General features: G+C 56.4%; 13 protein-coding genes, 4 tRNA genes and 1 pseudogene. 12 read left to right on the top strand and 6 right to left on the bottom strand.

Annotated features, from left to right (window positions below):
• Window positions 1-12: 12 nt before the first annotated feature.
• Window positions 13-1,119, top strand: a pseudogene (locus tag BT125_RS29995) (HAMP domain-containing protein); the annotation flags it as partial.
• Window positions 1,099-1,980, top strand: a complete 882-nt coding sequence (locus tag BT125_RS29990) for a methyl-accepting chemotaxis protein (protein ID WP_370873828.1) — start codon at window positions 1,099-1,101, stop codon at window positions 1,978-1,980. The pseudogene BT125_RS29995 and the gene BT125_RS29990, both read left to right, overlap by 21 nt.
• Window positions 1,981-2,177: 197 nt before the next feature.
• On the opposite strand, the gene BT125_RS09595 is transcribed toward BT125_RS29990, so the two are convergent.
• Complete coding sequence (locus tag BT125_RS09595; RefSeq protein WP_072406400.1) at window positions 2,178-2,936, bottom strand: hypothetical protein; 759 nt, start codon at window positions 2,934-2,936, stop codon at window positions 2,178-2,180.
• Window positions 2,937-3,309: 373 nt separating this feature from the next.
• Between BT125_RS09595 and BT125_RS09590 the strand changes: the two genes are divergently transcribed.
• The 5 genes from BT125_RS09590 (at window position 3,310) to BT125_RS09570 (ending at window position 4,606) form a co-directional block, all read left to right on the top strand.
• Window positions 3,310-3,385 (top strand) — tRNA-Glu (locus BT125_RS09590).
• Window positions 3,386-3,387: 2 nt separating this feature from the next.
• Window positions 3,388-3,463: transfer RNA gene (locus BT125_RS09585), tRNA-Gly, on the top strand.
• Between the two features lie 105 nt (window positions 3,464-3,568).
• Window positions 3,569-3,644: transfer RNA gene (locus tag BT125_RS09580), tRNA-Glu, on the top strand.
• 3 nt (window positions 3,645-3,647) lie between these two features.
• Window positions 3,648-3,723 (top strand) — tRNA-Gly (locus tag BT125_RS09575).
• Window positions 3,724-3,973: 250 nt separating this feature from the next.
• The gene (locus tag BT125_RS09570) at window positions 3,974-4,606 is read left to right on the top strand and encodes a LysE family translocator (RefSeq protein ID WP_072406398.1); all 633 of its coding nucleotides are present in this window, start codon (window positions 3,974-3,976) and stop codon (window positions 4,604-4,606) included.
• Between the two features lie 11 nt (window positions 4,607-4,617).
• On the opposite strand, the gene BT125_RS09565 is transcribed toward BT125_RS09570, so the two are convergent.
• The 4 genes from BT125_RS09565 to BT125_RS09550 form a co-directional block, all read right to left on the bottom strand.
• Window positions 4,618-5,874, bottom strand: coding sequence for an aminotransferase-like domain-containing protein (locus tag BT125_RS09565; RefSeq protein WP_072406603.1), 1,257 nt, complete (start codon window positions 5,872-5,874; stop codon window positions 4,618-4,620).
• A 61-nt stretch (window positions 5,875-5,935) separates the two neighbouring features.
• Window positions 5,936-7,081: a trans-sulfuration enzyme family protein gene (locus tag BT125_RS09560; RefSeq protein ID WP_072406396.1), complete on the bottom strand. Its 1,146-nt coding sequence runs from the start codon at window positions 7,079-7,081 to the stop codon at window positions 5,936-5,938.
• Window positions 7,078-8,562 (bottom strand): AmmeMemoRadiSam system radical SAM enzyme, encoded by a 1,485-nt coding sequence (gene amrS / locus BT125_RS09555; RefSeq protein WP_072406394.1) that lies wholly within the window; start codon window positions 8,560-8,562, stop codon window positions 7,078-7,080. The genes BT125_RS09560 and amrS overlap by 4 nt, the downstream gene beginning before the upstream one ends.
• A gap of 102 nt (window positions 8,563-8,664) precedes the next feature.
• Window positions 8,665-9,378 (bottom strand): YczE/YyaS/YitT family protein, encoded by a 714-nt coding sequence (locus BT125_RS09550; protein ID WP_072406392.1) that lies wholly within the window; start codon window positions 9,376-9,378, stop codon window positions 8,665-8,667.
• A gap of 198 nt (window positions 9,379-9,576) precedes the next feature.
• Between BT125_RS09550 and BT125_RS09545 the strand changes: the two genes are divergently transcribed.
• Window positions 9,577-10,008 (top strand): Lrp/AsnC family transcriptional regulator, encoded by a 432-nt coding sequence (locus BT125_RS09545; protein ID WP_072406390.1) that lies wholly within the window; start codon window positions 9,577-9,579, stop codon window positions 10,006-10,008.
• Window positions 10,009-10,137: 129 nt separating this feature from the next.
• On the opposite strand, the gene BT125_RS09540 is transcribed toward BT125_RS09545, so the two are convergent.
• Window positions 10,138-11,004, bottom strand: coding sequence for a response regulator transcription factor (locus BT125_RS09540; protein WP_072406388.1), 867 nt, complete (start codon window positions 11,002-11,004; stop codon window positions 10,138-10,140).
• A 298-nt stretch (window positions 11,005-11,302) separates the two neighbouring features.
• On the opposite strand from BT125_RS09540, the gene BT125_RS09535 reads away from it, so the two are divergent.
• The 4 genes from BT125_RS09535 to BT125_RS09520 all read left to right on the top strand — a co-directional run bounded on the left by BT125_RS09535 (window position 11,303) and on the right by BT125_RS09520 (window position 13,736).
• A complete protein-coding gene (locus BT125_RS09535) occupies window positions 11,303-11,497 on the top strand; it encodes a Flp family type IVb pilin (RefSeq protein WP_008070254.1) in 195 nt (64 codons plus the stop codon).
• Between the two features lie 156 nt (window positions 11,498-11,653).
• Window positions 11,654-11,848: a Flp family type IVb pilin gene (locus tag BT125_RS09530; protein ID WP_072406386.1), complete on the top strand. Its 195-nt coding sequence runs from the start codon at window positions 11,654-11,656 to the stop codon at window positions 11,846-11,848.
• A 26-nt stretch (window positions 11,849-11,874) separates the two neighbouring features.
• Entirely contained in the window at window positions 11,875-12,405 is a 531-nt protein-coding gene (locus BT125_RS09525; RefSeq protein WP_072406384.1) for an A24 family peptidase, read from the top strand.
• Window positions 12,406-12,407: 2 nt separating this feature from the next.
• Window positions 12,408-13,736 carry a P-loop NTPase family protein gene (locus tag BT125_RS09520; RefSeq protein WP_072406382.1) on the top strand — a complete coding sequence of 443 codons (1,329 nt, stop codon included), beginning with the start codon at window positions 12,408-12,410 and terminating at the stop codon, window positions 13,734-13,736.
• Window positions 13,737-13,746 lie beyond the last annotated feature (10 nt).

Raw genomic sequence — 13,746 nt, 5'->3', positions numbered from 1 at the left:
GGACTGAGCGCAATGATTTCGGCCGTGCAAGGACGTTTTGCCAACCTGGGTATGGCAAAAAAACTGGGTATCGGATTTGTCCTGGTGCTGCTGTTGACCGCTGTGGTCGCGGCCATCGGCGTCTGGTCGCTACAGACCATCAGCTATCGCTTCGATGGCCTGAAGCAGATGTCGTCCCTCAACAGCGGGTTGCTCAAGGTCCGGCTACTGGAGCAGGAATACGCCTCGCGTTCCGACCCCAAGACGGCCGATGCCCTGCGCCAGGGTGTCGACGGGCTGCTGGCCCTGGCGAACGAACTCAAGGCGCAGTCGCCTGCCAACGTGCCGGTGATGAACGACGTTGAGCAGGCGCTGGGGGCCTATCGCAAGGCATTCGACGAGTTTGTCGGGTTGAGCCAGAGCAAGGACCTAGCGCTGGAAATGGCCAGTTGGTCGGTGTCCAGCGTGGCCAACAACCTCGATGTATTGCAGGCCGGGCTGGCGGATGACGGTACCTATACCTTGAAGGATTCCGAAGGCAAGGAAGGGGCCGAGTTCATCGAGCAGGCCAACCAGATCAGCGAAGTGTCGCGGTTGATGTTGCAGGCCATGAATGAAGCGCGGGTTCGTTTGGACCAGAGCCGCAAAGGCAATGTCGAAGGCGCCGGAGAAGGCAGCATCGAACAGGCCGAGCAAGCCATGAAACAGGCCGAAGCGCTCAAGACCACGGTCAAGGACCCGGGTTACCAGACCGTGCTTAATGAAGTGGCCGGGCACATCGTCGGGTTCAACGAGCAACTGGCCGAATACACCGGCTTGTTGGCGAAGGAGAAAATCGTCTACCAGCAACTTCACGAGCGTGCCGACCAAGTGGTGGCGCGGGTCGACCAGGCCTTCAGTGCCGAAGACCATGCCATGCAGACCGAACTGAAGAAGAACTCGCTGCTGATCATCGGTTCGTCGGCCTTGGCGTTGCTGGTGGGATTGATCGCCGCGTGGGTCATCACCCGGCTGATCGTGACCCCGCTGCGCAGTGTCATTCGCGTTGCCCAGCGGATCGCGGCGGGTGACTTGAGCGCCACGGTGGAAGTGACGCGCCGGGACGAGATTGGCCAGTTGATGCAGGCGATGCAACAGATGGGCGCAGGGCTGAGCAGTATCGTCAGCGGTTTGCAGGCCGGGATCGAGCAGTTGGCCAATTCGGCTCAATCGCTGTCGGCTGTGACCGAGCAGACCAACCTGGAAGTCAGCAGCCAGAAAGAGGAAACCGAGCAGGTCGCCACGGCCATGAACCAGATGACGGCCACCGTGCACGATGTGGCGCGCAATGCCGAAGAAGCGGCACAAGCGGCCCAGACTGCCGACGACAAGGTCGAAAGCGGCCAGCAGGTGGTGCGCCAGAGCATGGTGCGCATCGAACAACTGGCCGATTCGGCCACGTCGGCCAGTTCCAGCATCGAAAGTCTCAGCGCCGAGATCCAGAACATCGGCACGGTGCTGAGTGTGATCAAGAGCGTGGCTGAGCAAACCAACCTGTTGGCCCTCAATGCCGCTATCGAGGCGGCCCGTGCCGGGGAGCAGGGCAGGGGCTTTGCGGTTGTGGCCGATGAGGTGCGGGCCCTGGCCAGGCGCACGCAACAGTCCACCGAGGAAATCGAGCGACTGGTGAGCGCCTTGCGTTCAGCGGCCCAGGCTTCCGTGCAGCAGATCCAGAGCAGTGGCGAGTTGGTGAAGATGGCGGTCAGCGACGCACTGCAGACCGAGAGCGCGTTGGGCAGCATTGCGGCGGCGGTGTCGTTGATCCAGCAGATGAACCAACAGATCGCCGCGGCAGCCGAGCAGCAGAGCTCGGTGGCCGAAGAGATCAACCGCAGTGTCACCAGCATTCGCGCCAGTGCTGATCAATCGTCCCTGGCGATGCGCGGCAATGCCGCTTCCAGCATCGAGTTGGCGCAGTTGGGGATTGAGCTGAAAGGGATGGTGGGGCATTTCAAGTTGTGACGCAGGGGGCATCCGTTGGGTGCCGCGCCCTATGGGGCTTGTATGAGCTTGTGAGCTGTAGGAGCTGTCGAGTGCAACGAGGCTGCGATCTTTGCCCTAACGCTTGAGTCTCAAGCGAAAGATCAAAAGATCGCAGCCTTGTTGCACTCGACAGCTCCTACAAGCTCGTACGCTCGCCACGATGAGGCTGCGTTGCCTCAGTCGTAGACCTTCTTCTTCTTCCACTCGTCGTTTATTTCGTCGTCCTTCAAGCCTTCGGTCAACTGGTTGACCTCGCCCTCGACCGGCTGGGTGCTGGCCAGGACCTGAGCATTGGCGCGGGCCAGGAGTTTCTCCAGATAGGCCAGTTGTTCGGCGTAGACCTGTGGTTCCTGTTGCTTGCGCAGGTACTGCACGCCGCGCTCGAAGGCCAGGCGAGCCTGCCCGGGTTGTTCTTGCTGCAAAGCCTGCTGGCCGAGGTTGTTGAAGAACTCGATGTGCAGCAGCACCAGGATGTGCCGCACTTCACGGATCCAGCGCTTGGCTTCGTTGGGCGGCAGGAAACCGTCCTGGGCGGCACGGGTGATCTGGCCATGCAAGGCTTCGAGCAGGAAGCGAACGTCCTTGGCCTTGGCTTCGGTCTGGATCGGTGCCGGTGGATTGCTCACCGGGATCGATTCACCCTGGGCAGCCAGTGCGCTCAGTTCATCCAGGCGTGCCTTGACCGCGGAATTGGTTTTTTCCAGGTTCAGCAGGCGCTGGCAGACATTCATCTCGAGGCGCGTCATCAACAACTTCAGGGCAGGGGTCATCAACTGCCCGGGGAAGGTTTCGGTGAGCTCGCCACAGCGACGCATGCGGTCGTTGAGTTCTACCTTGGTGCGGGCCTTTTCCAGCTTGTTGTTTTCCACCACGTGGTTCATGTAGCCAATGGCGATCAACAGGGCGATCCCAGCTACGACGAGCAGGGTGATCATGAGTGGTGTCACCGGTAAGACCTCTTTATTAGGGTACGCATGTCATGAGTGTAGTGGCTTGGCTTTTAAGCGCATAGGCCCGAGCGACGTGATTAGACGGGCGTCGTGCTGTTTTATAGGACACATGATCGGGTAGGAGCACATTGCCATCATTTGTCGGGCGCGACTATAGCGCCTCGGCGGGCGACAGAATATAGGCGTCAGAGACCAGACGAGCAAAATGTGCCGATCGCCCCTCAAACCGGGCGAAGTCATTGATTTAAATAAATTTATATCTGGGGGTTGACGACCCTTCAATCCATCCATAGAATGCGCGCCACTTACAGCGTAAAGCACTCAGCCAAACGCTCTAAGTAGTGAATGTTGTACGTGTGTCCCCTTCGTCTAGTGGCCTAGGACACCGCCCTTTCACGGCGGTAACAGGGGTTCGAGTCCCCTAGGGGACGCCAATGCGGGAATAGCTCAGTTGGTAGAGCACGACCTTGCCAAGGTCGGGGTCGCGAGTTCGAGTCTCGTTTCCCGCTCCAATTTTAAACAGTGTTGCTTTCGGGCAGTACTGAGTGAAGCCAGAGCCGACATCTTCGGATGCGGATTTGGGCACTGAAATACACACCATGTGTTTCAGTTAGCGTGTCCCCTTCGTCTAGTGGCCTAGGACACCGCCCTTTCACGGCGGTAACAGGGGTTCGAGTCCCCTAGGGGACGCCATTTGCGGGAATAGCTCAGTTGGTAGAGCACGACCTTGCCAAGGTCGGGGTCGCGAGTTCGAGTCTCGTTTCCCGCTCCAAATTCAAAAAAACGCCGCTCATACGAGCGGCGTTTTTTTATGCGCGTGAAAAGGCCTCGCTGCGCGCATAGGTCTTTAACCGACGATTTTCGTTGTCTGAGGGGGTTTACCGCCCTTTACCTTAATAATGAAGGTGGAGCGAAAGTACTTCATTCAAAACTTAAGGAAAAACGCTCAGGAAGATTAATAGTTCATTCCTAAAAAAAAGCCCTTCTCCTAACCTTCCAGTACCCGTCCTGGAGGTGCACTTATGCTGATTTTTGTTAAATCGATGGTCATTGGGCTGTGCATTGCAGCCCCAGTGGGGCCCATTGGGCTGTTGTGCATACAGAGAAGCCTCATGCTTGGCTGGAGAGCCGGTTTCGCAACGGGATTGGGGGCCGCCACTGCCGATTCGATCTACGGATTCATCGGCGCCCTGGGGGTCACGGCCATCATCGCGACGCTGATCAGCTTCAAACCTTGGTTGTGTATTTTTGGCGGACTATTCCTCGCCTACATTGGTTATCAGACAATACGATCGAAAGGTGGCGCGACCGCCATGGCGGGTGAGCGTGCTAACATGTTCAAAGCCTACTCGACCACGCTGTTCCTGACCCTGTCGAACCCCATGACCATTTTGTCGTTCATCGCGATATTTGCCGCGTTGAGTGATGGCATGGCCAGCGACCAAGGCGGCCAGCACGCCTTGCTGCCGATGGTGACCGGTATATTCCTGGGCTCGGCTGCCTGGTGGTTGGGCTTGAGCGGGTTCTCCTCCATTTTCAAGGCGCGGATTGCCGAATCGAAGCTAAGGCTGATCAACTACTTTTCGGGGGCGACCATCACCATTCTGGGGGCCTACCAGGTCGCCACTGGCGTCATGCTGGCTACGGCAACCTGATAAAAGAGGTCTTACTGCAGTCTGGACTCAACATACGCCCTGAAGCGGCTTATTGCTTGGGTGACGTCTGGGGCGGTGGCATTGCTGAATGAAAGCCGGACCTGATTAGCCGCCTCATTCGTCAGCGAAAATAAAGTGGTGGGGAACACGATCACCTTGAATTGCTGGGCGCATTCGCGCATTTCAGAGTATCCAAAGGCGAAAGGCAGCCGCAGATTGATGAAGAAGCCGCCTGCCGGCTGATTCCAGCTGACCGTTCTTTGGGCGCCGACCTTGAGTGGGAACTCACGCTCGAGGCATTCGAGCATGTGGTTTCTTTTCTTCGTATAGGACAACACCCTGGGTTGGTTCAGTCCTGTCAGTGAGTAGTTGTTCTCGATCAGCAAGCCGGCGACGACCGCTTGGCACAGGGCAGGGGTGTTCACGGTGATCAGGCTTTTGGCCTTGCACAATCGGGCACTGAATGACGTGACGCCGGCGCCCTCCGGCGCGACCACATAACCCATGCGCAAGCCCGGAAAAATCGATTTGGCAAAGGAGCCCAGCAAGAACACTCGATTGCTGTCGATAGACTTCATGGACGCAATGGCATCGCCTTCGTACCTGAAGTAACGGTAGGCCGTGTCTTCAAGGACGAAAAAATTCTTTTCACTGGCCAAGGAAAGCATGGCTGTCCTGGCGTGATAGGAGAGGCTGTCGGCGGTCGGATTGCTAAAGTCCGGAACGGCATACAGTGCTTTGATTTTTTCCCCTCTGGATTCAAGTTCTTCAATGATTCTGCGAAGGGCGATCGGGTCGAGAAAAGTCGCCATGGGGACGGGGGCTATTTTTATGCCCAGCAGTTTTGCGATGCCCGTGATCCCGGAAAACACCGGGTCAGGCACTAGTAAAATCCCACCGCCTTCAAAAATGGACAGGAGCGTCAAGGTACAGGCTTCCTGAAATCCCAGGCACACCACGATGCTTTCAGGGTTGGAGACGGTTATCCCTTCATCCGTCTGCAAATAAGTGGCAATCATTTCATTGATGATTCCCGAGGTTTTTCCATATTGGCAAAGCAGCGTCGCCAGTGAGTGCCCAGTGCCGGCAACGTGACGTTTGTATTGGGCCAGGCCCCTGTCGATGAGCGAAGGGTCGCACTGCTGGTCATCGGGTCGACCGGAGGCCAGCGAAATGGCCTCCGGGTTTTCCTGGGCGATGGAGTTCAGAAGGTGGATGACGTTCAGGAGGGGGTCTTCGAATATCGTGTTTTCGAATGCGCTGGACACTTTTCGCTTCTCCATAAAAAAAGCAACGAGCCACTGAAGGCTCGTTGCTTGTGATGACACGCTAGGCAGGATCGAGTGAGCTTTTCTGATCGACCTTGCTTTCCATGGTTTCGAATGCCTGGAGCAGGTCCTCCTTGAGGTCTTCAAGATCCTCCAGGCCAAAGCACAATCGAACCAGGCCTTTCTCAATACCCATGTCCGCTTTTTCCTGATCCGTCATCGAGGCGTGGCTGCCACTGAAGGGCTGGGCGACCATCGAGGTCACGCAGGCCATACCGGTGCCTGTGCCAAACCATTTGAGCGCGCTGGTGAACGTTTTGTAAAAGGGCACCAGATCGGGCCGAATATCAACAAACACAATGCCGCCATAGCCGGTCAATTGCTGGCCATCGATGCGTGGGTAATAGACATGCTCGATAAACGGCAACTCGCGCAGATAGTGGAGCATGCTTGCTGTCGTCTGGCTGTGTTTTTCCATGCGCAGGTTGAACGTCTGCAGGCTTCTGCGCAGTAACCAGGCGCTATTGGGGGTGAGTATCGTGCCTGAATAAAAGCGGCCCTCAATGAGACGGTTGTAAATCGTCTCATTGTTGACCAGCACCAGGCCGCCCATGACATCACTGTGTCCAGAGAAGTATTTGGTGGCGCTGTACAGGGAGATGTCGGCGCCAAAATTCAACGGCTTCTGAAATATCGGCGTGGCCCAGGTATTGTCAACGACCACCAGCGCCTGCGGGTTGTATTGCTTGACGGCCCTGCTGACCGCATGAATATCAATGTCTTTCAGGAAGGGATTGGTCGGTGTTTCGAAAATGACCATGTCGACGTTCGCCGGCAAGGCCTTCAGCCCCTCTGCCGTGGTGAGATCCAGAATCGTCAGGTGTGCGCCGATACGTGCCGCATAGCGCTGGAACAATTTATAGGAGCAACCATAGATGTATTTGTTGATGACCAGCGAAGCACCCGGTTTCAACAGTTCCAACACCATATAGATCGCGCTCATCCCGGTGCTGTAGGCCAGGGCATATTCACTGCCCTCCAGGGACGCGACGACCTGTTCCAATTCCGTCACGTTGGGGTTGGCTTTCCTTGAGTAGAAGAAGGCCGAGTCGGCGTTGAAAGCGCTGCACTGATAAATAGGCGTTACCGAAGGGTGGGCGTCCCGGTCATCCACCTTGATATGAAGTATTTCAGTAGACACTTTCATGCTTGGCTGACCAGTTTGATGACCTGTTCATACATGTTTTGCTTGCCCTCGTAACCCACGGTCGGAGTGATGTCATTTTGCGAAATACCAATCTCTTCAATCGACTCTGTCGGGAAGTGGGCCCTGTCGAAGACTTCGTGAAGGTTCGAGTTCACGCCGTTGGGGAGCCAGACCTCCGGGCCTGTTTCATCAATGCGAGCCTTGGCAATGATGAATCGATAGCTTTCATGGGGGCGCAAGGTCAGTGATTTCCAATCGCTGTTGTGGCCGTCCGTATAATTGCGTCGCAGGTAGACGGTCTGTTCGAAGTCTTCGGTATTCAGCACTTGGGCGTGCAGCGAGACAATGTCTCCGTGCCATTCGAACTTTCGCTTCTCGTAGGCGCTCAACGCGTCTTCGCGCAACTCCACAGGGGCGTTCGCCTGGTGTTCACCCAGCAATTTGAAATGCGCATCATGCCCGCACTGAGAGCAGCATCCTTTGCTGTCCAGTCCGATGATTTCAGCGTTCAAGCCATAACGGGTGACGAGCAGGGCGTTACAGTGGTTGCAACTGGTATTGGTCCCTTCGACGTCATTCACGTTACCCAGGTAGACATGCTCAACGCCCATGCTCCGAGCAACGTCCCGAGCCTTCAGGAGCCTGTCCACAGGCGTACGGATGCTGTTGCTCATCTTGTAATCGGGGTGAAACCTGACGAAGTGCAGCGGTACGTTCGGGCCCAGTTCATCCAGGACCCACTGGCTGATTTTCCTGGCCGTTTCCTCGTCGTCGCTGATGTCGGTCACCATCAAGGTGCTGACCTCGACATATTTGCCGGCGTCATAGACTTTCTTGATACCCGCCAGGACGGGCTCTACCCAGCCGGTGGTGACCTTGCGGTAGTATTCCGGGGAGATGGATTTCAGCGAAATCGAGAAAATATCGATGACCGGCAATAACTCATCGATGGCCTCTTCACTGATGAAGAATGCCGATTTATAGAGGTTGATCAGGCCCGCTTCCTTGGCCAGCTTTGCTGTGTCGAGGATGAATTCGTGCCAGACAACGGGGTCGTTATACGTCCAGGAAATGACGCGTATGCCGTGCTTGAGTGCGGTTTCCACCACCTGCTCGGGGGTGTAGTAGTAAACGTCCTTGTCGGTGACGTACTTGGCCTGCGATGTCTTCCAGTTATGACAGTAACCGCAGTTGAGCATGCAGCCGATATTACCCAGGGACAAGATCCGCTCCCCTGGGGCAAAGTGGAAAACGGCTTCGGTTTCGATTGTCTCTTCGGTGCTGTGAACGCCTTTACCGTAGTTCAATGTAACGAGCCTGCCTCCACGGTTTCCGCGCACTTTGCAAAAACCTAACTTGCCTTCCTGGATAACACAGTTGCGCGGGGAAAGATGACACTTAACAGCGCCCCCGGGGAGTATTTCTTCCAGTTTTGCCGGGCTGCTTTCCAAGGTCCAGTTTTTATTTTTTGTAGTGTCCATCTTTCACTCCTCATCACGGAAGTTGCCATCAATAGCATCGGTTTAAAAAGTCGAGGCGAAACGATCCTGCTGCCCTGCAGGGCAGTCATAGTTGTAGATTTATTAGTAAGCGGATGAAGCGCTCATCAATCCATAGTTTTTAAGTGCAAAGCGCTTGGCATTCATGTTCATGAACGGTTGAATAAGTGGGCCGATCACCAGCAGAAATGCAATCGTGCCGATACCGAAGGGCCCGCCTAAAAGCCAACCGCTCGAAAAGATGCCGATTTCAATAATCATTTTGGCTTTGGTGAACGACCAGTTCCATTTGGATACCATGGTCAATACCACCAGGTCCATGATCCTGATGCCGATACCGCTCATGATGATCAATGCGGAGGAATAGGCACACAGCATCAGCCCCGAGGCCAATAGCGCGTACTCATTCATTCTGACGATCAAGTACTCTCCGAGCCCCAGCCACGACCAGAGATCAATCAGCAGCCCAGTCAACGTCGTTGTAATGAAGGGACTTATCGGTGGGTATTTTTTGTTCCAGAGCACCCACCATGTCAGGAAAAACAGCGACACGATAGCCGAGCAAACGCCCATGCCCAGCATGAGTGCTTGATCGATCGAGATGATCAAGACATCTAAAGGATCAGTACCCAGTTGACTGATGATGAAACACTTGGCACCCAACGAAAAGAAACACACACCCATCAGGTACATCAATAACTGATCTTTTTTGAAGCGCCGGAGACTTAGGACTTGCGTGCCAATGTGCTGAGCGAGCGGGTGAGGTTTTTTTTCACACTTTTTCTTTTCATCTTCCATGCGAACACCATCCCTGGAGAGAATATTTTATTATGAGTGCGTCACGCTAAAGAACAGAGTCGTTGATTGCCCGGATTCTATTCAGGCTTTTCAGGCTGGAAATAGACTAGCGCCATGCTTTATTTTGGTGCATGCTTTTTTTAATGAAAAACGCGGGCTTTTCATTAAAATTTATACTTTTAACCGGGGAAAACGCACATGGATCGTATAGACGTCAAAATCCTGGGTAAGGTACAGGACTGTGGTCGGATTTCCATCACAGACCTTTCCAAGCACGCGGGGCTTTCTATTCCTGCCACCAATGACAGGTTGCGCAAACTTGAAGACTCCGGGGTCATCAAGGGCTATTGCGCTCAGTTAGATCCAACCAAGCTGGGGTATGGCATATCGGCTGTCGTCGGCATCACCACCCTCAAGCCGGCGAAAGCCAAATTGATAGCGACACTCACCGACATACCCGAAGTCGTCGAGTGCCTGCACATCACGGGGAATGACTCCTACCTGATCCGCATCTACGCCAGATCCATGGCTGAGATCGAGGACATTATTGCGAAAATCAATGCGTACGGTGAGACCCGGACCAGCATTGTCCTGTCCATTCCTATCGAGAGAAGAAAACTCGCCCCATGAGCCAGGGCGCCTGTCAGGCAGGGGCGGGGAGTGGTCGATCGACGAGGTCGCTCCCCGGCCATGGACGTCCGGTCTAGCTCTGGTACGGGGGGATGTTTATAGAACGATGACGATAACGGTAAAAATCTTTTAACCCTCAAGGCTGTGTACCAGGTTTTCAATCGCTTCCAGGGCGGCCTCATCCGGTGACGTTGCTGGATGTGCGTTGCGCATCTGGTATGCGAGACGATATTCACTGGGCGTGCAACTGGCGTATTGCTTGAAGGCGCGAGCGAAGTAGGACGGGTCCTTGAAGCCGGCCTCGTAGCCGATGCTGGTGATGGGCATCTGGCTGTTATCGAGCAGCTCCTTGGCAAAGCTCATGCGTTTGTTCAGCACGTAGTCGGTGAAACCGAGCCCATTGGCTTCCTTGAACACCCGGCTGAAACGAAACGTCGTCATGCCGCAACGCTTAGCCAGGTCGCGCTGATCGATGCTGTCGCGAAAATGCTGGTCGATGTACAACATGATGTGGCTGAGGGCTTGGTGCTTCTGGTGCCCGGAGGTCAGGCGAATGCTGTCCGGCAAGGTCGGGGAGTGGTCGATCTGTGAGGTCTTTGCTCGGCCATTGGCATTGCGGCGCAGTTCGCACAGTTGCACCACTGCGGTGAGGTAGCGCTTTCTCTCGGCGCCGGACAAGGGCAGCACCATGTATTCCCAGACGCTGGAGCGCATGGCCCACACCGCCAGCTCTTCGGAGTGCTGCACGGTGAACATGGTGATGGGCGTGCCAGGAGCGGTTCGTTTGATTTCCAACAGGCGTCGCAGGCCCGGCGTGTCCGGGCGGTCGAAATGGATGCAGATCATGTCGACCTGCTCCGCGCTGGGCAGCATGGCATTTTTTGCCAGCGTACAGTCGCACGTGTCCTGGAACAGGGAGACGAGTTCCTGGGTGGACCGGTCATGGGTCAGATCGACCCATAACAGCTTTGGTTTTGCAGTCGGATTGGACGCCATAGGACGACTACCCACAGGTGCTTGCTGCCCTTTAGCTAGCAGTATTGCCACTGTGCCATCATTTCGCCGAATAAATTTTTATAAAAGTCCGATCGTTTAGCGCCATCCGTCGTCATGGGACGCCCGTTCGCGTTGCCCAGGCTGGATTTCCCGCCGCGGCGCCTGTCCTGTGCGGCGCAAAAAAATCCTAGCGATGTGCAAAATCTTCCTAACGGCGATGACCACCTGCTGACTAGGGTTGCATCAGGCAGTTCGCAATGGACTGCCCTTGATAAAACAACCCGATGAGGTGTGCGAAATGACTCTTCAAACAATCAAGGCTTCGGTGCTGAAGTTCGCCAAAGATGAAGATGGCCTGACCATTGTGGAATACGCCGTGGCCGGCGGGTTGATCACCGTGTTGGTGGCCGCCGCATTTGTGCTCCTGGGCGGTGCCGTGAACACCAAGATCCGTGCGCTGTGCCAGGCGGTCAACGGCAACGTTGCCTGCTGACGGCGGCAACTTGCAGTGAAGGGGGCACGGTCACTTTCAAGGAAAACCGCTTGCGACTCTTTTGCAGTGAGTACAACGAATCAATCAAATGGACTTCGCGCTGTCCCCTCCAATCAAGTTCGTAACAGTACTTCTGACCCGCGTGAGGTTCATGAAATGACTCTCCAGACAATAAGCACTTCGATCAACAAGTTCGCCAAAGATGAAGACGGCCTGACCATCGTTGAATACGCGGTGGCGGGAGGCTTGATCACGGTGTTGGTGGCAGCGGCATTCGTCCTTCTGGGCGGTGTAGTGGATACCAAGATCCGTGCGTTGTGCCAAGCCGCCAATGGCAACGTCGCCTGCTAACGATAATCGCACTAGGGAGACGCATCATGTCCATGGAATTGCTGGTGTCGACGGTACTGCTGCTGGGACTGCTGGGTGTGGCGGTGGTGAGCGATCTGCTTCGCCACCGCATCCCCAACACGCTGGTCCTGTTGGGCCTTGCCTTGGGATTGGCCGGTCAGGTGTATACCGGCGGCATTGGTGGCCTGGGCGACAGCCTCTTGGGCATGTTGATCTGTTTCGCGCTGTTCCTGCCCATGTACGCCGTCGGTGGCATGGCCGCCGGGGACGTCAAGTTGATGACCATGGTCGGCAGCTTCCTGCCTTTTCATTACGCACTGTGGGCGGCGCTGTTCAGCCTGATCGCCGGCGGTGTGTGCGGTTTCCTGATCGTCCTGGCTCGGGGCCAACTGCTCCAGACCCTGGGACGCTACTGGTTGATTGTACGAGCCCAGGCCTATCTGGCGCCGACTTCGGACGAAGTGGCAGGCAAACCCTTCCCCTATTCGATTGCGATCCTGATCGGCACTTTGAACAGCGTTTACTGGCAACTGGTTGCCGGCGGCTGGGGAGTCTAGTCATGCACGTCATCAACGATAGCGATGCCTACCCCAGCGAACGGGAAGCGGTACAACGCCTGGCACCCCAGCCATGCACCATTCGCGACACAGGCCTGACCGACAGTTTCCTGGGTGAGCTGGTGTGCAAGCATCTGCACGACGCCGGTGTGCTGGACATGTCGCGGCTGGTGGAGCGCCTGGCCCTGACTGGCGCGGTGTTGGAGGAAGTCCTGGCGTTCCTGCGCAAAGACGGTCGTGTCGAAGTGCTGGGCCAGTTGGGGCAAACCGGTGGGCAGACGCTGCGTTATGGCCTCACCGAGCGCGGCCGCAGTTCGGCCCGTGATGCCCTGGCCCGCAGTGGCTACATCGGCGCGGCGCCGTTCCCGGTGAGCACGTATCGCTCGCTGATCAAGATCCAGACCATCCACCACGGTCGCATCACCGCCAAGGACATGAACCAGGCCTTGGCCGGCCTGGTGCTGAGCCAAGGCATGCTCGACCAGTTGGGCGTCGCCCTGAATTCCGGGCGGGCAATCATGATCTACGGGCCGGCGGGCACGGGCAAAACCTATGTCAGCAGCCGATTGATCCGGCTCTTCGCCGAGGCCATCTGGGTGCCCCATGCCATCGTCATCAACGAGTCGGTGATCGAGATCTACGACCCGCAGGTGCACCAGCGCCTGGACGACAATGGCCAAGCGAACAACCTGATGCTCAACGAAGGCATCGACCGCCGGCTGCTGTGCTGCAAACGCCCGATTGTCATCACTGGCGGCGAGCTGAGCATGGAGCAGTTGGACGTGCGCTACGACCCGTTCACCCGGCAATACCAGGCGGCGCTGCAGCTCAAGGCCAGCAACGGCCTGTTCATCATCGATGACATGGGGCGCCAACGCATGGCTCCCGCTGAGTTGCTCAATCGCTGGATCGTGCCCATGGAGGAGAAGCGCGATTTTATCAACCTGGGCGGTGGCCGGCATTGCGAACTGCCTTTCGACCTGGTGCTGGTGTTTTCCACCAACCTCAATCCCCTCGAACTGGCCGACGAGGCCTTCCTGCGGCGCATTGGCTACAAAGTGCAGTTTGGCTACCTCAAGCCCGAGGATTACGAACGCATCTGGCGCCAGGAGTGCGAGCGCCTGGGCATCCTGTATGACCCGCTGTTGGTGCGCCATGTCCTGCAGCGGTTGTATGCAAGCGAAGGCATGCCGCTGGTGCCTTGCCACCCCCGTGACCTGTTGAACATGGCGCTCGACCGCCAGCGTTACCTGGGCGGTTCCGGCCCCCTGTTGCCGCAAGAGCTGGAATGGGCCTGGCACAACTACTTCGTTCAGCTCGACTTCCTTTGATCCGGAGATA

It is taken from the genome of Pseudomonas sp. NFACC04-2 (genome assembly GCF_900119265.1).
GTDB lineage: Bacteria > Pseudomonadota > Gammaproteobacteria > Pseudomonadales > Pseudomonadaceae > Aquipseudomonas > Aquipseudomonas fluorescens_AA.
This window is presented reverse-complemented; position numbering and strand designations above follow the sequence as displayed.

Coding starts and splice junctions, on each gene's coding strand:
- BT125_RS29990 (WP_370873828.1), top strand. CDS start 1,099: ATGCAGGCGATGCAACAGATGGGCGCAGGGCTGAGCAGTATCGTCAGC.
- BT125_RS09595 (WP_072406400.1), bottom strand. CDS start 2,936: ATGATCACCCTGCTCGTCGTAGCTGGGATCGCCCTGTTGATCGCCATT.
- BT125_RS09570 (WP_072406398.1), top strand. CDS start 3,974: ATGCTGATTTTTGTTAAATCGATGGTCATTGGGCTGTGCATTGCAGCC.
- BT125_RS09560 (WP_072406396.1), bottom strand. CDS start 7,081: ATGAAAGTGTCTACTGAAATACTTCATATCAAGGTGGATGACCGGGAC.
- amrS (WP_072406394.1), bottom strand. CDS start 8,562: ATGGACACTACAAAAAATAAAAACTGGACCTTGGAAAGCAGCCCGGCA.
- BT125_RS09550 (WP_072406392.1), bottom strand. CDS start 9,378: ATGGAAGATGAAAAGAAAAAGTGTGAAAAAAAACCTCACCCGCTCGCT.
- BT125_RS09545 (WP_072406390.1), top strand. CDS start 9,577: ATGGATCGTATAGACGTCAAAATCCTGGGTAAGGTACAGGACTGTGGT.
- BT125_RS09540 (WP_072406388.1), bottom strand. CDS start 11,004: ATGGCGTCCAATCCGACTGCAAAACCAAAGCTGTTATGGGTCGATCTG.
- BT125_RS09535 (WP_008070254.1), top strand. CDS start 11,303: ATGACTCTTCAAACAATCAAGGCTTCGGTGCTGAAGTTCGCCAAAGAT.
- BT125_RS09530 (WP_072406386.1), top strand. CDS start 11,654: ATGACTCTCCAGACAATAAGCACTTCGATCAACAAGTTCGCCAAAGAT.
- BT125_RS09525 (WP_072406384.1), top strand. CDS start 11,875: ATGTCCATGGAATTGCTGGTGTCGACGGTACTGCTGCTGGGACTGCTG.
- BT125_RS09520 (WP_072406382.1), top strand. CDS start 12,408: ATGCACGTCATCAACGATAGCGATGCCTACCCCAGCGAACGGGAAGCG.